20 protein-coding genes are annotated in these 23,493 nt (G+C 64.5%); 6 read left to right on the top strand and 14 right to left on the bottom strand.

Annotated features, from left to right (window positions below; translation table 11 throughout):
* Positions 1-39 precede the first annotated feature (39 nt).
* The 12 genes from ABXH26_RS12795 to mfd form a co-directional block, all read right to left on the bottom strand.
* A complete protein-coding gene (locus ABXH26_RS12795) occupies positions 40-951 on the bottom strand; it encodes a rhamnogalacturonan acetylesterase (protein ID WP_353567468.1) in 912 nt (303 codons plus the stop codon).
* Between the two features lie 162 nt (positions 952-1,113).
* Positions 1,114-2,526, bottom strand: coding sequence for an NADH-quinone oxidoreductase subunit NuoF (gene nuoF / locus ABXH26_RS12790; protein WP_353567467.1), 1,413 nt, complete (start codon positions 2,524-2,526; stop codon positions 1,114-1,116).
* A 12-nt stretch (positions 2,527-2,538) separates the two neighbouring features.
* Entirely contained in the window at positions 2,539-2,922 is a 384-nt protein-coding gene (locus tag ABXH26_RS12785) for a type II toxin-antitoxin system VapC family toxin (RefSeq protein WP_353567466.1), read from the bottom strand.
* Positions 2,909-3,199 carry a ribbon-helix-helix protein, CopG family gene (locus ABXH26_RS12780; RefSeq protein WP_353567465.1) on the bottom strand — a complete coding sequence of 97 codons (291 nt, stop codon included), beginning with the start codon at positions 3,197-3,199 and terminating at the stop codon, positions 2,909-2,911. The genes ABXH26_RS12785 and ABXH26_RS12780 overlap by 14 nt, the downstream gene beginning before the upstream one ends.
* 30 nt (positions 3,200-3,229) lie before the next feature.
* Positions 3,230-3,805: an NADH-quinone oxidoreductase subunit NuoE family protein gene (locus ABXH26_RS12775; protein ID WP_353567464.1), complete on the bottom strand. Its 576-nt coding sequence runs from the start codon at positions 3,803-3,805 to the stop codon at positions 3,230-3,232.
* 18 nt (positions 3,806-3,823) lie between these two features.
* The gene (locus tag ABXH26_RS12770) at positions 3,824-4,525 is read right to left on the bottom strand and encodes a thioredoxin-like domain-containing protein (protein ID WP_353567463.1); all 702 of its coding nucleotides are present in this window, start codon (positions 4,523-4,525) and stop codon (positions 3,824-3,826) included.
* Positions 4,526-4,541: 16 nt separating this feature from the next.
* Entirely contained in the window at positions 4,542-5,792 is a 1,251-nt protein-coding gene (gene nuoD / locus ABXH26_RS12765) for an NADH dehydrogenase (quinone) subunit D (RefSeq protein WP_353567462.1), read from the bottom strand.
* A 202-nt stretch (positions 5,793-5,994) separates the two neighbouring features.
* A complete protein-coding gene (gene secD, locus ABXH26_RS12760; RefSeq protein ID WP_353567461.1) occupies positions 5,995-8,433 on the bottom strand; it encodes a protein translocase subunit SecD in 2,439 nt (812 codons plus the stop codon).
* 24 nt (positions 8,434-8,457) lie between these two features.
* A complete protein-coding gene (yajC, locus tag ABXH26_RS12755) occupies positions 8,458-8,817 on the bottom strand; it encodes a preprotein translocase subunit YajC (protein WP_353567460.1) in 360 nt (119 codons plus the stop codon).
* The gene (tgt, locus tag ABXH26_RS12750; RefSeq protein ID WP_434783427.1) at positions 8,814-9,935 is read right to left on the bottom strand and encodes a tRNA guanosine(34) transglycosylase Tgt; all 1,122 of its coding nucleotides are present in this window, start codon (positions 9,933-9,935) and stop codon (positions 8,814-8,816) included. Before tgt ends, yajC begins: the two co-directional genes overlap by 4 nt.
* Before the next feature lie 95 nt (positions 9,936-10,030).
* On the bottom strand, positions 10,031-10,507 hold the full coding sequence (rplI, locus tag ABXH26_RS12745; protein WP_353567458.1) for a 50S ribosomal protein L9: 477 nt from the start codon (positions 10,505-10,507) through the stop codon (positions 10,031-10,033).
* Between the two features lie 921 nt (positions 10,508-11,428).
* Positions 11,429-14,584 (bottom strand): transcription-repair coupling factor, encoded by a 3,156-nt coding sequence (gene mfd / locus ABXH26_RS12740; protein WP_353567457.1) that lies wholly within the window; start codon positions 14,582-14,584, stop codon positions 11,429-11,431.
* Positions 14,585-14,683: 99 nt separating this feature from the next.
* On the opposite strand from mfd, the gene ABXH26_RS12735 reads away from it, so the two are divergent.
* Together ABXH26_RS12735 and ABXH26_RS12730 are read left to right on the top strand one after the other, a co-directional pair.
* Positions 14,684-15,409: a peptidoglycan recognition protein family protein gene (locus tag ABXH26_RS12735; protein ID WP_353567456.1), complete on the top strand. Its 726-nt coding sequence runs from the start codon at positions 14,684-14,686 to the stop codon at positions 15,407-15,409.
* Entirely contained in the window at positions 15,409-15,804 is a 396-nt protein-coding gene (locus tag ABXH26_RS12730) for a YkgJ family cysteine cluster protein (protein ID WP_353567455.1), read from the top strand. The genes ABXH26_RS12735 and ABXH26_RS12730 overlap by 1 nt, the downstream gene beginning before the upstream one ends.
* Positions 15,805-15,887: 83 nt before the next feature.
* Here ABXH26_RS12730 and ABXH26_RS12725 read toward each other — a convergent pair whose 3' ends face one another.
* Positions 15,888-16,919, bottom strand: a complete 1,032-nt coding sequence (locus tag ABXH26_RS12725) for a LuxR C-terminal-related transcriptional regulator (protein WP_353567454.1) — start codon at positions 16,917-16,919, stop codon at positions 15,888-15,890.
* A 412-nt stretch (positions 16,920-17,331) separates the two neighbouring features.
* Between ABXH26_RS12725 and ABXH26_RS12720 the strand changes: the two genes are divergently transcribed.
* The 3 genes from ABXH26_RS12720 (at position 17,332) to ABXH26_RS12710 (ending at position 20,704) form a co-directional block, all read left to right on the top strand.
* Entirely contained in the window at positions 17,332-19,380 is a 2,049-nt protein-coding gene (locus ABXH26_RS12720) for a penicillin-binding transpeptidase domain-containing protein (RefSeq protein WP_353567453.1), read from the top strand.
* 107 nt (positions 19,381-19,487) lie between these two features.
* A complete protein-coding gene (locus ABXH26_RS12715; protein WP_353567452.1) occupies positions 19,488-19,913 on the top strand; it encodes a DUF6941 family protein in 426 nt (141 codons plus the stop codon).
* Positions 19,913-20,704, top strand: coding sequence for an SDR family NAD(P)-dependent oxidoreductase (locus ABXH26_RS12710; protein ID WP_353567451.1), 792 nt, complete (start codon positions 19,913-19,915; stop codon positions 20,702-20,704). The genes ABXH26_RS12715 and ABXH26_RS12710 overlap by 1 nt, the downstream gene beginning before the upstream one ends.
* Before the next feature lie 1,052 nt (positions 20,705-21,756).
* On the opposite strand, the gene ABXH26_RS12705 is transcribed toward ABXH26_RS12710, so the two are convergent.
* Complete coding sequence (locus ABXH26_RS12705; protein WP_353567577.1) at positions 21,757-22,302, bottom strand: phage integrase N-terminal SAM-like domain-containing protein; 546 nt, start codon at positions 22,300-22,302, stop codon at positions 21,757-21,759.
* A 179-nt stretch (positions 22,303-22,481) separates the two neighbouring features.
* Between ABXH26_RS12705 and ABXH26_RS12700 the strand changes: the two genes are divergently transcribed.
* Entirely contained in the window at positions 22,482-23,315 is an 834-nt protein-coding gene (locus ABXH26_RS12700) for a hypothetical protein (protein ID WP_353567450.1), read from the top strand.
* The last annotated feature ends 178 nt before the right edge of the window (positions 23,316-23,493 follow it).

Below are 23,493 nucleotides of genomic sequence, written 5' to 3'. Positions count from 1 at the left end.
TCCGCGAAGGGTCACCATCCCGGCACCTCTCTTTCGGATCTACCGCTGTTTCCACGCCCGGATCGCGCCCGCGCGCTTGCTGTAAAAATCCGCCAGCGGGTCCTCATCCAGCGCCTTCAATCCGGCGATCACGCACTCGGCATTCACCACGGCTCCGTCCCAGCCGGTGTGCAAGGTCTCCGCGGGCGAGGGAACGTAGAGCGCGTCCACCTTGCGCTCGCGCAGCTTCTCGTACCGCCGGGCGATGATCTCGTTCAATGGAACGAAAGCCGCGTTCGTCTCCTTGGCCGCCTGCCAGGCCCATTCGGCGTGGCCACCGCCGCGCCGGAACCTGCCGTCTGCCGCCCACGACTTGCGCGGTGTCAGCGAGCACACCACCGGCTTCCCGCCCTGCGTGCGGGTGTCTTCGACATACCTGCGCAGATACCAGCCGAAGCTGTGAACCTCTTCGTCGCCATTCATCTCGGTTTCGTTGCCCACGCCGTCCAGCGCGCCCTTGCCCTTCGCTCCGCCGTGATCGTTGGCACCGAACTGCATCATCACGATATCTCCCTCCTTGATCCGTTTTCTGACGTCCTCCCACCGGTCGTGATAAAACGAACGGCTGCTGGTCCCGCCGAGCGCGCGGTTGACCACGTTGATCTTCTTCAGGTCAAAGTAGGCCGTGATCGGCGCGCCCCAGCCCCACTGGCCCTCGGGGCCGTTGTCGCCCTTCGAGCCATTGCGCACGGTCGAGTCGCCGATCAGCCACAGCGTCGGCAGGTTCTTCCTCGCCGGAACCGGCGGCACGTATCGCCCCGGGCCTTCGCCGGCCTGTGTTTCCCGCGGAATGTCATCGATCTTCAGCTTGGGCCTGGCGATCCCTTGGGCGGATGCCAGGGACATCAGGGCGAATAGGGCGGTGGCGTAAAGCCACCCCCTTCCGGCGTGGGGCAGAAGGCGGGCAATCATGTCGGGCCACCGAGTTAAGCACGGGCTTTCCTTTCGTCCCATTCCCCATGGAGGGGAGGTTTCGACCGGGGTGGCCGGCCCTCGAAGACGAAACGAACCGGCGCGCTCGGGTCTGGCCGTGGAGCGGCTGGGAGAGTGGCCCTCAGGAGAAACGCGGCGTCGTCAGACCTGCTGGAGGTAGCGGCGCTGGGCCTGGCCTTCCGGGCTCACTCGGGCGTCCTCGTTGGCCTCGCTGGTGTCGGCGAGCAGTTCCTCGCGGAATTTGCCGATGATCGCCTCGACCGGCCACGACGATGCTTCGCCGAAGGCGCAAATCGTTTTGCCGTCGATCTGATAGGCCACGCTCTCCAGCGTCTCGATGTCCTGAGGCGTCGCCTGGCCGGCGACGAGGCGGTCGGAGATCTTGCGCATCCACGTCGAGCCCTCGCGGCAGGGCGTGCACTGGCCGCAGGATTCGTGGGCGTAGAACTGGTTGATGTTGTTGAGCACCCACGACATCTTGCGCGAATCGTCGAGGACGATGACGCCGCCCGAGCCGGCCATCGAGCCGCAGGCCGCGAGCGAGTCGAAGTCCATCGGGATGTCCCAGAAGGTGATCTTCTTGTCGCTGCCGTCCGGACCCTGGCCCTTCAGCGTGAACTCCTCGTCGCAGCGCAGGATTTTCGACGACGAGCCGCCGGGAATGACGGCCTTGAACTCGCGGCCGTCCTTGGGGCCGCCGCACATGTCGTAGAGCAGTTCGCGCATGGTCAGCTTGCCGACTTCGACCTCGAAATAGCCGGGCTTTTTCACGTCGCCGGAGACGCAGAGGATGCGGGTGCCGTTGTTGCGCGGCACGCCGAGCTTGGCGTACTCCTCGCCGCCGCGCTGGATGATGTGCTTCACGTGGCACAGCGACTCGACGTTGTTGACGATGGTCGGGCACATGTAGAGGCCCAGCGCGGCCGGGAAATAGGGCGGCTTGATCCGCGGGTAGGCGCGCTTGCCTTCGAGCGACTCGATCAGGCCGGTCTCCTCGCCGCAGATGTAGGCGGCGGCCCCACGGTGGACGTAGATTTCCACGTCAAACCCGGAGCCAAGGACGTTGGCGCCGACGAAGTTCTTCTTGCGGGCTTCCTCGATCGCCTTCTCCAGGATTTTGGCCCCTTCGGGAAACTCCTCACGGATGTAGATGTAGGCGACCTTCGCACCGACGGCGTAGCACGAAATCACCATGCCCTCGATGAGCTGGTGGGGGTCCTGGTGGACGATGTAGCGGTCCTTGAAGGTGCCCGGCTCCGACTCGTCGCAGTTGCAGATCAGGTAGACCGGCTTGGTGTTGTTCGGCGGGATGAAGGTCCACTTGATGCCGGTCGGGAAACCCGCGCCGCCGCGGCCGCGCAGGCCGGATTTCTTGACCTCCTCGGTGATCACCTTGGGGTCCATGTCCATGGCTTTCTTCAGCTGCTCGTAGCCGCCGTCGTTGAGGTAGGTGTCGATCGACGGGTCCCAACCCTCGCGGTCGACGTTTTTGAAGATCATGCGGTACTCCCGCGGATCGGGCTCCTTGCCGGGCTTGTAGGTGATGTCGGACATGGCGAGGTCGGTTCAGGTGAGGGATTGGAGACGGAGACCGTGGGGTTCGAAGGGTTGGAAATCCCGGAGATTGAAGGTGGCGAGACGGGCGTTCTCCGCGATCGCACAAGCGGCGATCATGCAGTCGATGACGGAGCCGCGCCGTCTCCCCGTGGCATTGAACAGCTCGGAAGCGAACTCGGCATCGTGGCGGGTGAAATCGGAAATCCGATCTTCGATCAGGCTGAGAGCGGAACTTCTTTGCTCCTCGTTGCAGGGGCCGTTGCAGAACTCGGTCCAAGTCACGGAGGCACAGGCCAAGGATTCGCCCGCTTGAAGCCAGGATGCGGCGGTATCGGCGATCGTGGACTGCCTGGATGAGAGATCGATCAACACGTTGGTATCAAGGTGCAGCATGGCGTTCCCATGGGTCTCTCCGAGCCATTCGTTCGGCTCCGATCTCGGCTTTGAATGCTTCAGCCTCCTCGCGCGAAATGCCATTTTCCCGCAGCCACATCAGCGCCTCGAGGGGAGTCCGGCGCGGCGGCTTGGCGTTGTCATCGGCCTCCTTCGAGCTCCGCAGGGCGCGGCGGATCACCTCGGCCTTGGAGACGTCCCAGCTGCGGCTGAGTTGCTCCAAGGTATCGAGCGATTCGGCATCGAGCGCCATGCTGGTGCGTTTGAGGGTGCTCATGAAGCGAAATTACCACACGGGATGTGGTAATCAAGAGGCTGGGTAGGAGTCGAGCAGGCCCTGCGCCTTGTCCGGCGCGATGCCCTCGTGGAAGTCGTCGTTCACCAGGCAGACGGGGGCGGTGCCGCAGGAGGCGAGGCATTCGGCGAACTCGACCGACCAGGTGCCGCAGGGCGACACGGCCACCGGGTGGTGGTGGGGATCGAGCGACTCGCGGTCGATGCCGGTGATCTCACACAGCTTGTCCATCAACTCGTAGGAGCCGCCCATGGCGCAGGAGAGCGTGCGGCAGACGCGGATGTGGAACTTGCCGGGCGCGGTCTGGCGGAAGCCGGGGTAGAAGGTCACGACCTCCAGCACCTTGACCGGCTCGATGCCGACACGGTCGGCCGTCCACTGGATGCCCTCGGCGGGGATGAAGCCGTGCTTGTGCTGGATGTGGTGCAGGATCGGCAGCACGGCCGAGCGTTTGCGGTCCTCGGGAAACTGGGCGAGGCGCTTGGCGGCCTCGGCCTCCAGCGCGTCATCGGCGATGAAGGGCGGGAAGTGCTTGGAGCCCGGCGTTTCCGGGGAGGCAATCAAGGACGCGAGGGTGCTGTCGGACATGGGCGGATATCGGGAAAGTCAGTCTTTGAGGAGCGTATCGAGCTGCGGCAAGATGCCGTAGGCGTTGCCCTCCGCGAGAATCTTGCCTTGGAGGTCGGTCACCACGAGGTAGGGGATGCCCTTGCACTTGTCGGGGTGCTCTTTGTCGAACTTCTCCACCTTGCGGAGTTTGAGCTGCGGCCAGGGCATCTCCATCTCCTCGGCGTAGCCCTCCATGGCGTCCTCGCTGCTGTCGGAGGTGATGAGCACCAGCTCGAAGTCGTCGGACTTATGCTCGTTGTAGTACTTCACCAGGGACGGCGTGAACTTGTGGCACGGTCCGCACCAGGAGGCGGTGCGGTAGAAGATGTAGTGCTTCTTCGGCGGCTGGAAGTCCTTCACTTTCTTGAGCCGCTTGCCGTCGAGCTTGACCAGGTTGCCATCGAAAATGTCGTCGAACACGCTCGGTCCGCCGGCAGGGGCGGTGCCTGCGTCCGCGGTTTCCCCGGAGGGTTCCCATTCCATCAGGCGGGAGGCCGAGTCGGCGGACAGGGTCGAGGCCGCGACGTCCACCGTGTGGCCGTTGCGCATGCGGAAGGTGCCGACGGTGTCGCCGTCCTTTTCGCTTTTTGAGACGAGTTCGAGGTCGACGGTTTTGCCGTCCTGATTGGTCCACGGTTCGAAATCCGCGGAGGCCAGGCCGGTGAAAAGGGCGCTCAGGAGAAGGGTTGTAGCTTTCATCGGTGCACCGATAACATCAGCGGTCGCATTCGCCCATGACGAAGTCGAGCGAGCCGAGGATGGCCGGGATGTCCGAAACCATGTGCCCCGGCAGCAGCTTGGAGCAGATCGACAGGTTGCAGAAGGAGGGGCTGCGGATTTTCAGCCGGTTGGGCACGCCGCCGCCGGTCGAGTGGATGTAGAAACCGAGCTCGCCCTTGGGATTCTCCGCACCGAAGTAGACTTCGCCGCTGGGGGCATCGATGCCTTGGGTGGCGACGATGAAGTGGTGGATCAGCTCCTCCATCGACATCAGCACGCGCTCCTTTTTCGGCAGCATGCTCTTTTCGTGGGCCAGGTTCACCGGGCCGTCGGGCATGGTGTCGAGGACCTGCTTGATGATCCGGATCGACTGCCGCATTTCCTCCATCCGGACCTGATAGCGGGCGTAGCAATCGCCCTCGTCGGCCACCGGCACGTCGAAGTCATACTTCTCGTAGCCGAGGTAGGGGTTGTCCTTGCGGAGGTCGCGGGCGACGCCCGAGCCGCGCAGGTTCGGGCCCGTCAGACCGTAGGCGATCGCGTTTTCCGGGCCGATCACGCCGATGTCGCACATCCGGTCGCGGAAGATTTTGTTGTTGTCGAGCAGGCGGCCGACTTCGTCGATCGTCGTCGCGCACTCATCGAGGAAGCGGCGCACGGTGGCCTCGAAGCCCGGGGGCATGTCGCGCAGCTGGCCGCCGACACGGGTGTAGGAGGTGGTGAAACGAGCGCCGGTGAGCTGCTCGCACATGTTGTAGACCTTTTCGCGCTCGGTGAAGGTGTAGAGGAACACGGTCATCGCGCCCACGTCCATGGCGCAGACCCCCACGCCGAGCATGTGGGAGGAAAGCCGGGCCAGCTCGCAGCAGAGGACCCGCAGGGCCTGGCCGCGGGGGGGCAGCTCCCAGCCCATCAGCTTCTCGACCGCGCAGGCGTAGGCCACGTTGTTGGCCAGCGGGGCCAGGTAGTCGAGCCGGTCCGTGTAGGGCACGAACTGGTTGTAGTGCATGTTTTCCGCGATCTTCTCGTCGCCGCGGTGGAGGAAGCCGATGTCCGGATCCGCCTTGGTGATCGCCTCGCCGTCCAGCTCCAGCACCAGCCGCAGCACCCCGTGGGTGGCCGGGTGGGACGGGCCCATGTTCAGGACCATCTTTTCCCCCATCAGGTCCTCGGTCTCCGAATGATAGTCGGCGAGCTTCGAGGCGACGTCGGGAGCTTCGTAATCAGTGGAAGTCGGACTGCTCATGAAATGACGCGGCGGCGGGAATAAGGGGCCAATCGCCTAGGGCTCGCAAGGGCTTTGTGAAATATTTCACAAGCCGCCGCGGCGTGCGCGTCGCGGTGCCGGAGAGGCGTTTGTGTGGAACCACGGATTGAAGGGATTTTGGGATGATTTGGATGGAAATCCCGAAATCCGTAAATCCGTGGTTTCTGAAATCCTCGGAAGCTCAAGCTTCGGCCTGGCCTTTTTCGAGAAGGCTCGACTCGATGACCTGCTTGCGGAGGTTCTTCTTGCGGGCGGCGATCAGGACGATCGGCGAGGCGACGAAGATCGACGAGTAGGTGCCGACAATCAGGCCGACGAGGATCATCATCGAGAAGTCCCGCAGGCCCGAGCTGCCGAAGATGGCCAGGATGGCGACGGTGAAGATGGTCGTCAGCGAGGTCAGCATCGTCCGCGAGAGCGTGGCGTTCAGCGCGGCGTTCATGATGTCCTTGATGCGACCGGTTTCCGTGAGCAGCGATTCGCGGATGCGGTCGAAGACGATGATGGTGTCGTTGATCGAGTAACCGGCGATGGTCAGGATGGCACCGACGTGGATCAGCGACAGCTCGCCGCCCATCAGGATGACGATGCCGACCGCGGCGATCACGTCGTGGACCAGGGCGAGGAAGGCGCCGAGGGCGAAGGCGAACTCGAAGCGCAGGCTGATGTAGATGAAGATCGCGAGCAGGCCGATGCCCAGCGCGAGGCCGGAATTCATCAGGAAGGACTTACCGGCCGCGGCCGAAACCGACTGGATGGTGGCTTCGACGAGATACTTGGTGTCATCGGCCCCGTCGGCGGTGGGCACGCGGGTGGCGAGCGGGTCGGGGAAAGCCTCGCGCAGGCGGGCTTCGACGTCCGCGGCATCCTCGGAAGCGACGCGGATGGTGAGCAGCTCGCCGCTGCCCGGGACCTTTTCTTCCTGGACGATCGGCTTCGAAGCGAGGTCGAGGTCCTTGAGGGCGTTTTCGGCATCGGCGTGTCGGATGCCTTCGGAGTTTTCGGGGAACTGGAACTCGATCAGGCTGCCGCCGGTGAAGTCGACGCCGAGGGAGGCCTGTTGTTTCACCGCCAGGGTGGCAATGCAGACCACCACCAGCAGGCTGGAGAAGGAGAGGGAAAGGCGGCGCTTGCCGAGGAAGTCGAAGTTGGACTTCCGGAAGAAGTTCAGCAGCGTGACCTTCTTCATCATGCCCGAATCCAGCAGCCAGCGGAAGATCACGCGGGTGATCAGGATGGCGGAGAACATCGAGCCCAAGAGGCCGATGGTCAGGGTGACGGCGAAGCCGGCGACCGTGCCGCTGGCCTTCCAGAACAGGATGACGGCGGTGATCAGCGAGGTGATGTTCGAGTCGAAAATCGCCGAGAAGGCCTTGGCGTAGGCGGTGTCGATGGCGGTGTGCAGGGACTTGCCATTTTCGATTTCCTCGCGCAGCCGCTCGTAGATGAGCACGTTGGCATCGACCGCCATGCCGATGGTGAGGATGATGCCCGCGATGCCCGGCAGGGTGAAGGTGAAGTTGAACATCGCCATCGCACCGAAGATGATCAGCGAGTTGATGATCAGGGCGACCACCGCGATCAGGCCGACGGAGCGGTAGTAGAAGAACAGGAACAGCGCGGTGAAGGCGAGGCCGGCGATCCCGGCCGTGAGGCCTTGTTTGACCACGGCGGCACCCAGAGTGGGGGCGATCGAGCGCTCCTCGGAGATTTGCAGGGCGTTCTGCAGGGGGTTGAGAAGTTGGCTGGCGAGCTTGTCGGCGTCGTGGAAGGAGTCCTGGCCCTGGATCACGAAATTCTGGCCGAGCGGGACGGTCTGCACGACCGGGGCGGTGAGCACCTCGCCATCGAGCAGGACGGCGATGCGGTCCACTTCCCGAGTCATGCCCTTGGTGAGGTTCTCCATCTTCTTGCCGCCCTCGGAGGTCAGCTTGATGCCCACCTGATGGTCGGCACCGACCGATTGCGGCCAGGCATCGGCCACGTCCTTGCCATCGATGGCGGTCCGCTTGCTGAGCAGGAGGTAGTCGGTGACCATCTCGCCGTCGCGGTTCTCGCGCTCATACTTGAAGCCGGCGTAGCCGGGGACGACCTCGTCGCCGTCATAGACGGCCTTGGCGATGGCGCCGCCTTCGCGGCTCACCTCGCGAAGCTCGAGCTTGGCGACCTTCTGGAGTGCCTCGCGGACGTTGGCTGCGGTTTCCGGCTCCATGCCGGGGACCTGGACGATGATGGAATCCTCGCCGCTGCTGACGACCAGCGGTTCGGAGTTGGGAATGGTTTCCGACAGGCGCTTCTCGATGACTCGCACGGCCTCGTCGAGGTCGCGCTGGCGCAGGGCGATCACCTGGCCGGTGGTTTCATCGACGTTCGGCTGGACCTTCAGGGTGAAGGCGGAGCCGCCGACGATGTCGATGCCGCCCTTGAGGCTGTCCTTCGGCGGCCACAGGGCCAGGGCCGAGAGCACGCACACGCCGAGGGTGAGGACGGTGCCGACGTTGCGCTTCCTTTTCTCCGCCTCGGTGGCGAAGTACCAGATGAAGAGAATCAACAGGCCGAGTCCGGACAGGAACAGGGCCAGCGGGTCGGAGATCAGGGTGACGCCAAGCACGGGTGTCATCGTCGGAGTTGGGGAAAATGGGAGTTACTTCGTCTCGGCGACCTTGTCCTCGGTCACCGCGCCGTCTTTCTTGTGAACGGAAGCGATGGCCTGCTTGTCGAACTCGATCATGGTGCCTTCCGCGACCTTGAGGGTCACGGTCTTGTCCTTGATGTGGTGGACCAGGGCGTGGATGCCGGCGGTGGTGATGACGCGGTCGCCGGTCTTGAGCGAGTTGATTCGGGCCTGCAGTTCCTTGCGCTGCTTTTGCTGCGGGCGGATCAGCAGGAAGTAGAACATGACGATCAGAAGGATCGGCATCAGGAGCTGGCTGCTGAGGATGCCGCCACCGGGCTTCGGGGCGGGGTCGGCGGCGAGAAACTGGAGAGCGAGGAGCATGGTCATGCCTGGGTGTATCGGCGGATGAAGGAGTCTTTGAATTCGAGGTAGTTTCCAGCCCCGATCGCCGCCCGGGCTTGGGCCGCGAGGCCGAGGAGGAAATGCAGGTTGTGAAAGGAAAGCAACCGCAAAGCGAGGATTTCCCCGGCCCGGAAAAGGTGCCGGATGTAGGCCCGCGAAAACCTCGCCACATGCGGGTGGGCGGACTCGCAAAGCGGCCGTGGATCGCGCTCGAACTCGAGGTTCTTGATGTGGATCGGGCCGTCGAGGGTGAAGGCCTGGCCGTGGCGCGCGACGCGGGTTGGCATCACGCAGTCGAACATGTCCACCCCGCGGGCGATCATTTCCAGAATCTGCGGCGGGGTCCCGAGGCCCATGGCGTAGCGCGGCTTGGTTTCCGGCAGGAAAGGGACGCTGTGCTCGATGGCGCGGAACATTTCCTCCTCGGGCTCGCCGACGGAGACGCCGCCGATCGCGTAGCCGTCGAAGTCGAGCTCGACGAGTTCGCGGGCGGATTGCTCGCGGAGCTCAGCCCAGACGGAGCCCTGGACGATGCCGAAGTGGCACTGGCGGCCGTCGCCGGACTTCGGCTCGTGGGCGGCGATCCAGTCCTTGCAGCGCCTCGCCCAGCGGGTGGTGAGGCCGAGCGAGTTCTCCGCGTATTTCCGTTCGCAGGGGTAGGGCGGGCACTCGTCGAAGAGCATCGCGATGTCCGACCCGAGCGAGGCCTGGATTTCCATGCTCAGCTCGGGGGTGAGGAGCATCTTCGCGCCGTCGAGGTGGTTCTGGAAACGGACGCCTTCCTCGGTGATCTTGCGCAGCTTCGAAAGCGACCAGACCTGGAAGCCGCCGGAGTCGGTGAGGATCGGCTTTTTCCAGTCGGCGAAGCCGTGGAGCCCGCCGAAGTCGCGGATCAGGTCGGGCCCGGGCCGCAGCCAGAGGTGGTAGGTGTTTCCCAGGATGATCTGGGCGCCGAGCAGCTCGAGTTCATCCGGGTGCAGGGTCTTGACCGAGCCCTGGGTGCCGACCGGCATGAAGATCGGGGTCTCGACCGTGCCGTGGGCGAGCTGCATGCGGCCGGTGCGGGCCTGGCTGGCGGGGTCGCGCTGGAGGACTTCGAACATGCGGGTGGGCATGAAAACGGGCGGACCCTTTTCAGGAATCCGCCCGGCAGGTGAGATGTCTTGATGGGTTCACAGGCGGGACGCCTGTGCTCCGTTTACTCGGCGGAGTCGTCCTCGGTGCCGTCCGTCTCGACGTTGATGGTGAGGGTGGTGGTCACCTCTGGGTGGACCTGGACCACGACCTCGTTCTTGCCCGAGCGTTTGATCGGCTTGTCGAGGTGGATCGCGTGGCGGTCGATCTCGATGCCGGCGGCTTCGAGCTCCCTGTGGATGTCGATCGAGGTCACCGAGCCGAAAGCCTTGCCGCCCTGGCCGGTGGAGAGGGTGAACTTGGGACGGAGCTTGGAGATCTTGGTGGCCAGTTCCTGGGCGACCTGCAGTTCCTCGGCCTCGCGTTGGGCGCGGGCGACCTTGAGGTCCTCCACGTGCTTGAGGTTTTCCTGGGAGGCTTCGTAGGCCTTGCCTTGCGGGACGAGGAAGTTGCGCGCGTAGCCGGCGCGGACCTTCACGACGTCGGCTTCGGCGCCGAGCCCTTCGATTTTTTCGCGGAGAATCACTTGTGCGTTTGCCATGACGTCTGGTGGTCGTTCGTGGGGGCGGGGAGGTAGGTGTCGGAAGAGGCCGAGTCAAGGAAAATGGAGGTCCCGGCCGGTGGAACGCCGGATTTTCCGAAATAAGCGGCGGGTTTCGTTCGGCGAAGAGGAAGAGCGGGGCCGGTGCTTGGTGCTTGGTCCGTGGTCCGTAGTCCGTGGTCGATAAAGGAGCGGCGTGCCTGGGGCCGCCGATCCTGGGAGCCTGCCCCATTTTACCTCGTACGAACAAGCTCGAGAGCCCGCCACGATCGTCCTTGGTGCGGTGCTTGGTGCTTGGTGCTTGGTGCTTGGCCCGTGGTGCTTGGTCCGTGGTGCTTGGTCCGTGGTGCTTGGTCCGTGGTGCTTGGTCCGTGGTGCTTGGTGCTTGGTCCGTGGTCGATAAAGGAGCGGCGTGCCTGGGGCCGCCGATCCTGGGAGCCTGCCCCATTTTACCTCGTACGAACAAGCTCGAGAGCCCGCCACGATCGTCCTTGGTGCCTGGTGCGAGGACCGGGAAGCGAGGGCTGAAAGCCCCGGACATACCAGCCCGGGCTGAAGGCCCGGGTCTTGCAGAGCGGATTGAAAGGGAAGGGCTGAAAGCCTGACACATGCGGGGGGAGGAGGCGAAGTTCCCAGATGCATGTATCAGGCCTTCAGCCCTCCGATGAAATGCGATTCTGATCCCGGGCCTTCAGCCCGGGCTGGTATGGCGCGGGCCGTTGGCCCTCGGAGCCCGGACGCTGCGAAGTCACTCCCTCGAAGCCAATTTTCAAAGCCCCCTCGAAGCACCAGTCCGAAGCACCAGTCCGAGGCACCCCTTCAACAGCCCCCTTCAATCCATCTTTTCCCCCGTGAGACTGAACCTCCGATCCCCGGATCCACTCACCGGCCCGCTTGTGCCCGGATGCCGCTGCCGGGGTCTTAGATTGAGCGCACCATCGAAATCGCTTCTTTGAGCATCGCGTGGGGCTGGGTCTCGGTGAGTCGGGGGAAACGTTTGCCTTCGAGAAACAGGTAGTCGCCGTTGCGGTGGATCATCAGCCGCTGGCCCTGGATCTCTACGGAGGCGATCCCGACATGGGCGGCGAGCAGGCGCAGGCGGGTGACATCAAGGAGGTTCACCACCGGCCCCGGCAGCCGGCCGAAACGGTCGGTCCAGCGCTTGGTCAACGCATCGAGCTCGCGCTCGTCGGCGGCTTCGGACAGCTCGCGGAAGGCGGAAACGCGGAGCTGCGTGTCCTCCAGCCAAGCCCCGGGCAAATAGGCGGGCAGGCCTTTCCCCGGATCCTTCAAATGCGCGGCCTCGCGGACGACGAGGAAGTCCGCCTTGAACGAGCATTCGTGGCGGTGGATCGCCTGCTTGCCACGCAGGCGGTCGACCGATTGCCGAAGCAGCCGGCAGTAGAGGTCGAAGCCGATCGCCGCGATCTGGCCGGACTGCTTGGTGCCTAACAGGTTTCCCGCGCCGCGGATTTCGAGGTCGCGCATGGCGATGCGGAAGCCGGAGCCAAGCGCGGTGTACTGCTTGATGGCGTGAATGCGTTTCCGCGCGTCGCCGGCGGTCACGAGGTCGCGAGGCAGCAGCAGGATGGCGTAGGCCTTTTCCCCGGCGCGACCGACCCGGCCGCGGAGTTGGTAGAGATCGGCCAGGCCGAAACGGTCGGCGCGGTCGATCAGGATCGTGTTCGCGTTCGGGATGTCGATGCCAGTCTCGATGATCGTGGTGGCCAGCAAAATGTCGGCCTCGCCATGGACGAAGGCGCGCATGACGAGTTCCAGCTCGTCCTTTTCCATCTGTCCGTGGCCGACGAGGATCTTCGCTTCGGGCACGAGCTCGGCGAGGCGTTTGCGGACCATCTCGATCGATTTGACCCGGTTGTGCAGAAAGAACACCTGGCCGCCGCGCGCCAGCTCGCGGCGGATCGCCTCGCGGATGACGCGCTCGTCGTACGGCGTGACCGAGGTGTGGACCGGCACGCGGTTCGGCGGCGGGGTGTCGATCGTGGACATGTCACGCGCGCCCATCAGGGCCATGTAAAGCGTGCGCGGGATCGGCGTGGCGGAGAGCGTGAGCACGTCGATCTGCCGGAACATCTCCTTGAAGCGCTCCTTGTGCTTCACGCCGAAGCGCTGCTCTTCATCGACTACGGCCAGCCCGAGGTCCTTGAAGGCGATGTCGCCGGAAAGCAGCCGGTGGGTGCCGATCACGATGTCGACCGAGCCGTCGGCCAGCCCCTTCACCGTGGCGCGCGCCTCGGCGGCGGTGCGGAAGCGGTTGAGCAGGTCGATGCGGACCGGGTAGTCGCTCATCCGCTCGCGGAAGGTCCGCCAGTGCTGCTCGGCGAGGACGGTGGTCGGACACAGGATCGCGACCTGCTTGCCGCCGGTCACGGCCTTGAATGCGGCCCGGATGGCGACCTCGGTTTTCCCGAATCCCACGTCGCCGCAGACCAGCCGGTCCATCGGTTTCTTCGACTCCATGTCGCGCTTGGCCTCGGCGATGGCGCGCATCTGGTCGGTGGTTTCGGTGTAGTGAAACGACTGCTCGAATTCCCACATCCAGCGCGAGTCGGCGGGGTGCGCGAAGCCCTCGTGCGTCTGCCGCTCGGCCTGCACGCGGAGCAGGCGCGCGGCGTAGTCGAGGATCGCGTCCTCGGCCTGCTTGCGGACTTTTTTCCAAGCCGTGCCGCCGAGTTTCGACAGCTCCGGGTCCTTGCCGCCGAGGCCGACGTAGCGGCCGACGAGGTGGGCTTGGTCGATCGGCACCGCGAGCGACGAACCATCGCGGTACTCGATGAGCAGCTCCTCGGTTTCCTCGCTGCGACGGATCCCGGAAAAGCGACCGATGCCATACTCCGAGTGGACCACCAGGTCGCCCTCGTTGATTTCCTCCAGCGAGGCCTTTGCCTCCGCAGCGCGGCGGCTGGTGCGCGAGGCGACGGTGGCGGTCGTGCGGTAGCGGCCGAAGATTTCCGCCGAGGAAAGGATGGCCACCCTGGCGCTCGGGACCGTGAAGGACTCCATCAGGTCACCGGTGAGGGCGGTGAAATGATCGGCCCCGCCGGCGGGAAGGAGCTCGAGGAAACGGGTCGCCTCGCCTTGGTTGGCGAACACGAGCGCGGTGTGCCAGCCCTCGCGATGCCAGCTCGCGAGCTGCTGGATGAAGCGGTCGCGCCGGATTTCCTCGAGTACGAAGTCGCCGGCCTCGAAGCGGCCGAAAGGCTCGGCGTGGCAGGCGGTCGAGAAGTCCTCCTCGGCGTCGGGATCGGCGGGCTGGGCGGTGATGACCACCGCGGCGTCGCTTTCCGCCGGATCATCGGCCAGCTCGATGACCACGTCGCCGGGCTGGAGGTAGTCGCCGACGGCCCCGTCCATGTCCGGATCGGCGAGGGCGAACTCGGCGCGGTCGAGCTTGCGGGCGGACGTCTGCGAATCGAGGTCGAACTCGCGGATCGACTCGATCTCGGTGTCGAAGAACTCGACGCGGAAGGGCATCGGCACGTGCCACGGGAAGATGTCGAGGATGCCGCCACGGACCGCAAACTGGCCGCGGCCCTGGACCAGCGGAGTGCGTTCGAAGCCCTGCCCGGTGAGCAGCCGGGCGAGTTCCGCGGGATCGGTTTCCTCGCCGCGTTTCAGCACCACGCGCGCCGCCGAGAGCTCGCCGGGCACCGGCGCGGGGTGGTCGAAGGCGTCGGGCGCGGCGAGCACCACGCAGCGTTTGGCGCGGTGGAGCCAGTCGAGGGTGTCGATGCGGTCGGCCTCGCCCTCCGGGTCCGGTGTTTCCTCGCCCTCGATGACGGTGGCGGGGTCGGGCAGGATGCGGGCCCTCACGCCCCACAGCCGCAGCTCGGCGGCGAGTCGCTCGCGGTTTTTCGGCGAGGGGTCGAGGATCCACGCCCGCGGCGTCGGCTCCGGGTGGCCGAGGATCAGGGCGATCAGCCACGCCCGCGCGGCGGGATCGACGTGATCGAACACGGTGGGGCCGCCGCCTGCGGCCACGGAGGCCAGGCGTTTCCGGAAATCGGGCTGGTCCGCGGCGGGGCGGAACCAGGCATCGGGCGCCGGAGAAGGCACGGGCGGAACGTGGGGGAGCCGCGGGGCTTTGGCAAGGAGGCGGAGCGATGCGGATTTCGCGGCTTTGCGGCCGGTGCGGGGCGTGGTATTTCCTGCCCCATGCGTTGGCAGTTCTTCCTTCTTCCGGTTCTGGCGTTGACCCTCTCGCACTGCAGCCAGGTCGGACCGTCCTCGGGCTACAGCGATGTCAGCGTGCCGGTGTTTGGCAGCCGGACCTCCGCGGCCAGTGTGTCCCAGGTGAAAACAAACGGAGTCGCTGGCCTCCGGCGGTCGATCAACCTCCACGTCGACATGGTGCCGAAAGGGACCAAGGGCCGCTGGAAATACCGCCCGATGACGCCGCGCTACATCACCATCCACTCAACCCAGAACTACAGTGCCGACGCCGAACGGCACGCGCTGGCCCTCAAACGCGGCGCCCTGCGTGCCCCGATGCGCCGGGGCGGCAATCGCATCGGCTACCTGATCTGGCATTTCACCGTGGATGACGACAGCGCCGTGCAGCACATGCCCTGCACCGAGCAGGGCGAGCATGCCGACTTCGACGGGCCGGGAAACAACTACTCGATCGGCATCGAGATGTGTGAACAGCGGGGGAGCAACATCCAGGCGACCATCGACCGCACCGCCCGCCTCACCGCCTATCTGATGCACCAGTACCACATTCCGGCGAGCCGCATCGTGCCGCACTACCACTGGGAGCGGAAGGGCCTCAGCCAACCGCACAAGAACTGCCCGCACTTCCTGCTCGAGAACGGGCGCCCCGGGGCCAAGTGGCGCCGCTTCCAGCAGCTGTGCCAGAAGTACTACGACGCGGCGAATTGATGGACGCCTCCTGCGGCAGCCCGGGCAACGCCACCACCTGGCTCGACCCGGACACCTACTACGTCTGTCGGAGATGCACCGCCTGCTGCCGCTGGCCGGGCGACGTCCGGCTGGAGGAGCACGAGATCCCGCGCATCGCGGCCCACCTCGGGCTGGAGGAAAGCGAGTTCATCGAGCGCTTCACGCGGCTGCGCACGAACCGCCAGGGACTGTCCTTGATCGAGCAGCCCGACCACGCCTGCATCATGCTGGAAGACGGCGGCTGCCGGATCCACGCGGTGAAGCCCTCGCAGTGCGCCGGTTTCCCGAACAAATGGAACTTCCCGGGCTGGCGCGAGGTTTGCGAAGCGCGGCCGATCCCGATGGCCGAAGCGCGCGACCGGGGGCTGGCCTGATCGGGCCGCGGTCGGTCGGCCGCATGGGGTGCACGGCGGAGAGTTCGTGACCTGCCGGCCGCGAACCTGTCGGGGAAACGGACTCAGAAGGTCACGCCCGCCTTCAGGTCGAGGAAGCGGCGCGCGGCGGCCACCCGGTTCTCGACGTTGAGGCGCTGGAAGATGGCCTCCATGTGCTTTTCCACCGTCCGCGGACTAATGCCGAGGATGGTGGCCACTTCCCAGCTGGTTTTGCCCTCGGCGATCCATTCCATGATCTCGCACTGGCGGCCGGTGAGCACCAGCCGCGAGCGGTCCTCGCCGCCCTGCTCGCGGGAAGGCCCGATGGTGAAGATGTAGAATTGCTTGAGCGAGTTCGGCAGCACATAAAAGGTCGACTTGCCGGCGCCGAGGTCGAGCTCGACGGCCTGGAAGCGGGCCCGCAGCGGATCCTGCCACGAGCTTTCCACCCGCGACATGATGCGGCGGACCTCGCTGTCGTCGAGCTGGCGGAAAGCCTCGTCCGCCGCCCAGTTCGTTTCCACGAAGCGCAGTGCCTCGTAGTTCACCGGCATCACCCCGCCGTCGCTCTTCATCAGGAAGGCCATCACCGGGCCGGCTCCGCTCTGCGTCATGAAGAAGTTGTGCACCTCCCGCTCGACGTTGCGCCCGGCGATCCGATCGCAAAGCGTCCTGGCGGCGAAGATGACCACATCGAAGCGCTCGATTTCCTCATCGGTGAAGGTCCCCTCGGTGCGCCGGACGGTCAGCACCGCGCTGCGGCGGCACCACGAGAACAACTCACCGATCATGGAATCGGTCACCGGCTCGGGATACATTTCCCTGGCGAACTTGCTCTTGCTATACTCGCCTGAGGGAAGGCGGCGGCTCACCGTGATGCCCAGCTGGCCACCCAGCGGCGCCAGGAGCACGTCGCTCAGCGGATGCTGCTCAAGGAGCGCATTGAGCCGCTGCAAGTTGTCGGCGGTTTTATCCTTGCTGAAGTCTCCCCGCACCATCTCGACCTTCCGGTGGTCGAGCATCTGGAAAACGGTGCCTGCCGCCGCGTTGACGAGCGGCGGCAGATCCCCGGTGACCAGGCTGCACAGTTCGTCGAAGGTCGTCGCGACCTCCATTTGCTTCAAAAGATCGAATGTAGATGATTTCAGCACGTAGAAATACGGGTGAGTGTTTCGTAGATTCCCACAGAGTTTTCGCCGATGCGAGCACGGATCTCGGCACGGCGACTAATTTTCGGGGGGGATCCGCCGGCGGAGCAACCGGGAAATCAAACCGAAAGGAAGGAATGCCGGAATCGGCCGGGATTCGAGGACCCCGGCAAGCCCTTCAGCCCGCCCGATGTGCACATTTTGCACATCCCGGCCGGCCGGCGGGATCGAGCCCCGCGTGAGGGAAGGGGGGGCGGGAGGTGCGTCCGGGAAGGAGAATGCAGCCGGGCAACGGCTTTTCCGCCGGCAGGAATCCCGCTGAACGGCCGTTCTTTTGGGCGTTGCCCTGCCATCGCTCGCGATCTAGGCTCCATGCCGGATGCGGTTTCCTTTCCCTCTTTACCGGCTTGCGGCCTTCGCGGTCGTCGGACTCAGTGCCCACGCCCAGAACGCGCCGGCGGAAGATCCTCCGTCCGCGATCGGCTCGGCCGACGATGCTTCGATCTTCAACCGCAAGGACGCGCGGACGATCCAGCTGGAAATCCCGGCGCCGCGGGGGCCGATCCTCGACCGCGAAGGTTTTCCGCTGGCCCAGAACCGGGTGGTGTATCGCCTGGCGGTGCAATACGAGCAGTTCTCCAACGAGGAGCGCGATTCCGTGGTCGCCTGGGGCCGCGAAAAGGTGGAAGCGGCGAAGCGCCTGTTCGGGGCCGTCCACGAGCCGACCGACGATGAACTTTACCAGCACTACCGGCACCGCCGTTGGCTGCCGCTGCCCATCTCCACCACCATCAAGGCCTCCGAGGCCGAAGAGCTGGAAAAGAAGCTGCCGCGCGGCGTGGAGCTGCAGGCGATCTACGAGCGCTACTACCCCGAGCACGACCTCGCCGCGCATATCATCGGCTACACCGGCGATGAGGGGAAGCTGCCCACCGGACCGATCAACCTGAACGACCCGCTGTGGGAGAAGCCCGAAGGCCGCACCGGCTTCGAGAAGATCTACGACAAGGAACTCACCGGCACGTCCGCCACCCTGCGGATGGTGTTCAATGAAAAGGGGGAAATGCTACTGCGCGAGCAGCGGGGCAAACCGCGCACCGGAGGAGCCGTGGTTTCCACCCTGAACCTCCGCTGGCAGAAGCGCGCCGAGGACGTGCTGGATGATCACGCCAAGCGGGGTGCCTTCGTGGTGATCGACGTGGTCACCGGCGAGGTGCTGGTGATGGCGTCCAACCCGAGCTTCGATCTCAACGACTGGATCCCGGGGATCAGCCAGAAGGAGTTCGTGGAGCTTCAGGAGGATCCGGACAAACCCCTCTACGCCCGCGCTTTCCAAGGCGGCTACCCGCCCGCGTCGTCGTTCAAGCCGATCATCGCCCTCGCCGCACTGAACAACGGCACCATCAACCGCGGCACGACCTTCCATTGCCCGGCCTACCTCACGTATGGCAACCACAAGCTGTGGAACTGGTCGCACTCCGCCTACGGGGACCTGTCGGTGGTCAGCGCGCTGAAATGGTCGAACAACCCGTGGTTCGCGCAAGTGGGGAACAAGGTCGGCTCCGGGCAGTTTCTGGCGCTGGCCCGCCGGCTTGGCTATGGCTCCGAATCCGGCCTGCCCCTGACCGGCGAGTTCGGTGGCTTCATCCCCACGCCGGAGTGGGTGCGGGAAAAATACCACCGCCCCATCACTGATGGCGACGCCGCGAACTGGTCGATCGGCCAGGGTGCCGTGCTGGCCACGCCGCTGCAGGTGGCCCAAGGCATGGCAGGGATCGCCAACGGCGGGGTGCTGCCGAAGCTCCACCTCGTGATGCAGGTGCAGGATGGCTACGGCCGCGTGCTCAAATCGGCCCAGCCGGAAAAACGCAACTGGCTCGGGCTCGATGAAAAGGCCGTCGACATTGTCAAAGAAGGCATGCGCGAGGTCGTCGACAGCGGCACCGGCCGCGCCGGGGGGCTGGGCTGGATCGAGATCTGCGGCAAGACCGGCACCGGTCAGTGGGGCCCACAGAGCAAGCGCCAGGGCGTGGCCTGGTTCGCCGGATTCATGCCCGCCGAACAACCACGCCTCGCCTTCGCATGCCTCTACGAAGGACGGCCCGGCCAGTCCGTCAGCGGCGGCCGCAACGCCGCCCCGATGGTGCCCGCGTTTTTCGACCACTTCCGCGACGAGATCGATGAGATGTGCAAGCCCGCCCCCAAGGCGGTGGCCGTCGTCGATGAGGTGGAGGAACAAGAGAAGAGCGAGGGCGTCCTCCGTGCCTTGCCGGTCAGCCCCCTCGAAGATGAGTTGATCGAAGGCGACGACGAACAGGTCCCCTCGGCGCTGCCGGTCGACGAGGAGCAGCTCGATACCGGTGACGAGCCCTTCGACCCCGCCGTGAACGCCGTCGAACCCATGGACCCGGGCAGCGGGCAGCCGTGACGAAAAATCGGCGGTTCCACGCTGGACGGGTGGGATGGCAGGGGTGATGGTCGCGCCCGCGCGCCCCCGTCGGGCCCGCGAAACCCTCAGTTCGAAAACTAGATCCCATGGATATCCAAATCGCGTCCCTTTGTGACTTCGCCGCCGACTACAATGGCAAGCTCGTCGTGAGCGGCACCTTCGACACCCTCGCCGCCCGCGCGCTGCCGGTCGTGCACCCGATGTGCGCTCTGGCCCTCCGCTTCTGCTTCACGCAGGAGGACGCCGGCCGCCACAAGCTCTCGATCAACATCATCAACGAAGACGGCGAGGCGCTCGACCCCCAGAACATGCCGATCGAGCCCGAGTTCGAGGTCCAGCTGCCGCCCAACGTGCCCTTCCTCACCCGCAACCTCATCATGAACCTCCAGGGCCTGCGTTTCCCGGCCGCCGGCATCTACTCGGTGGATGTCTCCTGCGATGGCGAGCTGCTGATGCGCCTGCCGCTGCGCATCGTCCACGTCGAGCAACCGGCTCCGAACCCGGCGGGCTGATGAAAGCCTACCGGTGCGCCCTGATCACCGGCGCCTCGTCCGGTCTGGGAGCGGAATTCGCCCGGCAGCTCGCCGGCCGATGCCAGCTTCTGGTCCTGACGGCCCGGAGGGAAACCCTGCTCGAGCGGCTCGCCGACGGGCTCCGTGGGGCGCATCCTTCGCTGGAGGTGGTGACCGTGGCCGCGGACATCACCGATCCGGCCGACCGCCAGCGCATCCTCGCCGCCTGCGGAGCGTGTGCGCCCGACCTGCTGGTCAACAATGCCGGCATGGGCGACTACGGCGATTTCACCGAAGCCAAGTGGTCGAAACTCGAGGCCATGCTGCGCCTCAATGTCGAGGCGCTCACCGCCATGTCGCACGCGGTGGCTCCGCGGATGATCGCCCACGGGGGCGGGGACATGATCCAGGTCAGCTCGCTGGCCAGCCTGCTGCCGATCCCCGACTTCGCCGTCTACGCCGCCACCAAGGCCTACGTCTCCAGCTTTTCCGAGGCCCTGCGCATCGAACTGCGCGAGCACGGCATCCGCGTCACCGCCCTTTGTCCCGGCCCGGTTCACACCGGCTTCGGCGAGGTGGCCGCACGGGACGGGAAAAAGAACAAGGACCTGCCGATGCGCGAGTGGTCTTACGTGGATGCCTCCACGGTGGTGTCCGAGGCGCTCGATGGCGTGGAGCTCGACCGCCCGCGGGTCTATCCGGGCCTCAAGATCGCCGCCGCGGCCGCCCTCCTGAGCCTCCTGCCGCTCGCCCTCATCCGCCTCGCGATGTCCTCGCGACCCCGGCGCTGAGCCAGCCGTCCGGCAACCGCGGGGTGGGGGCCTTTTCCTTCGGGAGGAGGAAAGGAAACGAAGAGGCTTCCCGATCAGGATCCATCGTTCCACCGTCTCTCTCCATGGAAACGGCGGGACTTCTTCCGCTGCGCGTGATTTTGCCGCAGGAGATGTAAAAATTTATCCTCGGGCTGCTTGCGGCGTCTCCAAATGGATAAGGAATTGGCTACCAGCGAGGTGTGCGAATCGTGGGGCAAAAACGCCCCGCCAGATCAGTGATTTGGCGCGTAAATTAGTGATTTGCGTGCCGAATTTGAAACTTAAGCTAACGAATTACTGATTTGGCCGCCGAATTTGAAATTCGACTCATCGAATTTCAAATTTCCCGCGCAAATCAGTGATCTGGCGGAAAAATCAGTGATCTGCCGGATAAATTTCTAATTTGGCGGCCAAATCGGTGATCCGACGGGCAAATTCGCAACCTGACGGACCCGATGGTGGGATTCGCCCGAATCGCGCATTTTCATGCCATCTCCTCTTCTTGCAGGCCCGCATCTTCGGAGGTTACGAATCGAGATCATGCTGGGGAAGGGGGGATGGACCTCTTTTCGGCTGCATCCCTTACGCATGGACGATCTCGCATCGTCGTTGCTCCACTTCACCGGCCGGGGTCGCCGCCCACGACCAAGAGCGGCAGCATGCCCATAGGGAGAGCGGGCAACCTGCCCGCCCGTCCCCGTGCGTCGGCTTCAGCCGACCCCATGGGGGCGGCGGGCATCGACCGCCGGGCAGGCCCCAGAACTCCACCCCCCTGAGGTCTCACGTCGAGTCCCTCCCTGCCCGGCTCACCCAAGACGAACCAACGGCATTGACCGGTTTCCCGCCTCAAGAAATCGGCGGTCGAAAGCCCGCCGCTCCTGCACGGGGGCGGCGGGCATCGACCGCCGGGCAGGCCCCCAGAACTCCGCCCCCCTGAGGTCTCACTTCGAGTCCCTCCCTGCCCGACGCACCCAAGACGAACCAACGGCCCAAGGAAATTCACCCCCGGCAGGGGCATCGGAAAGGGGGGGCTAACGGTTTCCCACCGCTTCCGTCGGCCACTTGACGCCGGAGGCCGTCCGCCAGCCTCTTCGGCATCGCGATGCACCGGTCCTTCTTGCCCTTGCCTGCCTCACCCACACCAGCCCGTTGCCGAAATCGACGTCCTTCACCCGCAACCTCAATCCTTCGGAAACCCTCAGGCCGCAGCCATAGAGGAGCCCCACCAGGCATCTCGGAGTCCCTTCAGGCACTTCCGCCAACAGACGCCTGACTTCCTCCCGGTCCAACACCACCGGCAGACGGTGGGGTCGCCGCGCTCTCACCGCCTCGACCCCCTCGAAAGGCTGCTTCAGCACCTCCCGGAACAGGAACACCAGCGCATTGAGCGCTTGCGACTGCGTGGACGCCGAGACTTTGCGATCCATGGCCAGATGGCTCAAAAATGCCTCCACCTCCACCCGGCCCATCCCCGAGGGATGCCGCAGTCCGTGGAATTTCACGAAACGGCGGTACCAGCTCACGTAGCCCTCCTCGGTCCGGAGGGTCAACCCCCGTCGTCTCACCTCCACCCGCATCCTCCGCTCCAATTCGCCCTTTTGCGACTTCCCCTTCCATCGAAGACAAAAAAGCCCCTAGGAGCGATTTTAGCAATCACAACCTACCCTAGGGCCTATTTTTTCCTGTCCGCCGACAAGGATCTCCGCTTTTCTAGCTAGGAAAACCTTTAAACTGTTCGCCCGAAAGAAATTCGACAATGAATAACCGTATCCTGACATTCTTTTCCAACCCGTGGATAGGAATAGTTGGTTCCTTTGCATCGATCATAGGTATTCCACTCGGAATATACTTCGCACGGTCCTCGGTCGTCTCTCCAAAGCTACTATATTACGTTCATCCAGTCAGAACTCCGATTGTTACTCCCGGCGTGGCATCGGACCTAAAGATGTTTCATCGTGACCGTGAGCTGACTGGCGCGGTGAATTCTATTCAGCTTGCGGTTTGGAATTCGGGCAACAAGCCGATTCGTCGCGCAGACGTTCTCCGTCCAATTACCATCGGCTTGCCTGATGGCTGCATGATTCTTGAGTCAGCATTAACGCGAATAAGTCGCCCAGAAACTGGGCTGAAGATCGACGACAAAACCGACTTGAAGGCTCCCGTTCCGCTGAGCTTCGATATTCTCGAACCCGACGACGGCGCCATCGTGCAATTGGTCTACGAGGGTCCATCCGATTGTGACGTTTCGGTTGTTGGTGCTGTGGTTGGACAGCGACAGATTCAGGCTGTAACCTTCAAAGGCGATATTTCCACCCCATTAGAGCGGTATGAGGGTCTCTCTCGATCATTAAGATTTCCGGCGTATACGATGATCGGAGTGGGTACAATCGCTTGTGCCATACCGCTAATCTTTGCCAGAAGATACCGTGTGAAGAAGCCTGATTCCGATGTTGAGACGCTTCTGCGGCCCCAAGCTGGAAGAAAACTAAGGCGGGGAATTATGACGTTGATATTCGGGCTCGTTTATATTGGTGGAGGCATCTATCTTCTACTTCGGTCCTCGACGCCTTCGAACCCGTTTGGCTTCTAGCCCGAGAATGTAAGCAGATGGCGAACCCCAAAGATAGCTTCGGGCGGTAGCCCCGAAGCTATCGGTTGTTGAACGGGCCCAGGCGGGTTGGACGGGCGGTGTGGCTATCGCTCTTGCGGTTTCAATCCGCGTCTGTGGGTCAACGACTTGCCGTGATCGGGCGGCGGCGGATGGCCGT

Source organism: Haloferula sargassicola (assembly GCF_040362925.1).
Classification (GTDB): domain Bacteria; phylum Verrucomicrobiota; class Verrucomicrobiia; order Verrucomicrobiales; family Akkermansiaceae; genus Haloferula; species Haloferula sargassicola.
The sequence above is the reverse complement of the archived record's forward strand: the minus strand, read 5'-3'. Positions and strand labels throughout refer to the sequence as shown.

Coding starts and splice junctions, on each gene's coding strand:
- ABXH26_RS12795 (WP_353567468.1), bottom strand. CDS start 951: ATGATTGCCCGCCTTCTGCCCCACGCCGGAAGGGGGTGGCTTTACGCC.
- nuoF (WP_353567467.1), bottom strand. CDS start 2,526: ATGTCCGACATCACCTACAAGCCCGGCAAGGAGCCCGATCCGCGGGAG.
- ABXH26_RS12785 (WP_353567466.1), bottom strand. CDS start 2,922: ATGCTGCACCTTGATACCAACGTGTTGATCGATCTCTCATCCAGGCAG.
- ABXH26_RS12780 (WP_353567465.1), bottom strand. CDS start 3,199: ATGAGCACCCTCAAACGCACCAGCATGGCGCTCGATGCCGAATCGCTC.
- ABXH26_RS12775 (WP_353567464.1), bottom strand. CDS start 3,805: ATGTCCGACAGCACCCTCGCGTCCTTGATTGCCTCCCCGGAAACGCCG.
- ABXH26_RS12770 (WP_353567463.1), bottom strand. CDS start 4,525: ATGAAAGCTACAACCCTTCTCCTGAGCGCCCTTTTCACCGGCCTGGCC.
- nuoD (WP_353567462.1), bottom strand. CDS start 5,792: ATGAGCAGTCCGACTTCCACTGATTACGAAGCTCCCGACGTCGCCTCG.
- secD (WP_353567461.1), bottom strand. CDS start 8,433: ATGACACCCGTGCTTGGCGTCACCCTGATCTCCGACCCGCTGGCCCTG.
- yajC (WP_353567460.1), bottom strand. CDS start 8,817: ATGACCATGCTCCTCGCTCTCCAGTTTCTCGCCGCCGACCCCGCCCCG.
- tgt (WP_434783427.1), bottom strand. CDS start 9,935: ATGTTCGAAGTCCTCCAGCGCGACCCCGCCAGCCAGGCCCGCACCGGC.
- rplI (WP_353567458.1), bottom strand. CDS start 10,507: ATGGCAAACGCACAAGTGATTCTCCGCGAAAAAATCGAAGGGCTCGGC.
- ABXH26_RS12735 (WP_353567456.1), top strand. CDS start 14,684: ATGCGTTGGCAGTTCTTCCTTCTTCCGGTTCTGGCGTTGACCCTCTCG.
- ABXH26_RS12730 (WP_353567455.1), top strand. CDS start 15,409: ATGGACGCCTCCTGCGGCAGCCCGGGCAACGCCACCACCTGGCTCGAC.
- ABXH26_RS12725 (WP_353567454.1), bottom strand. CDS start 16,919: ATGGAGGTCGCGACGACCTTCGACGAACTGTGCAGCCTGGTCACCGGG.
- ABXH26_RS12720 (WP_353567453.1), top strand. CDS start 17,332: ATGCGGTTTCCTTTCCCTCTTTACCGGCTTGCGGCCTTCGCGGTCGTC.
- ABXH26_RS12715 (WP_353567452.1), top strand. CDS start 19,488: ATGGATATCCAAATCGCGTCCCTTTGTGACTTCGCCGCCGACTACAAT.
- ABXH26_RS12710 (WP_353567451.1), top strand. CDS start 19,913: ATGAAAGCCTACCGGTGCGCCCTGATCACCGGCGCCTCGTCCGGTCTG.
- ABXH26_RS12705 (WP_353567577.1), bottom strand. CDS start 22,302: ATGCGGGTGGAGGTGAGACGACGGGGGTTGACCCTCCGGACCGAGGAG.
- ABXH26_RS12700 (WP_353567450.1), top strand. CDS start 22,482: ATGAATAACCGTATCCTGACATTCTTTTCCAACCCGTGGATAGGAATA.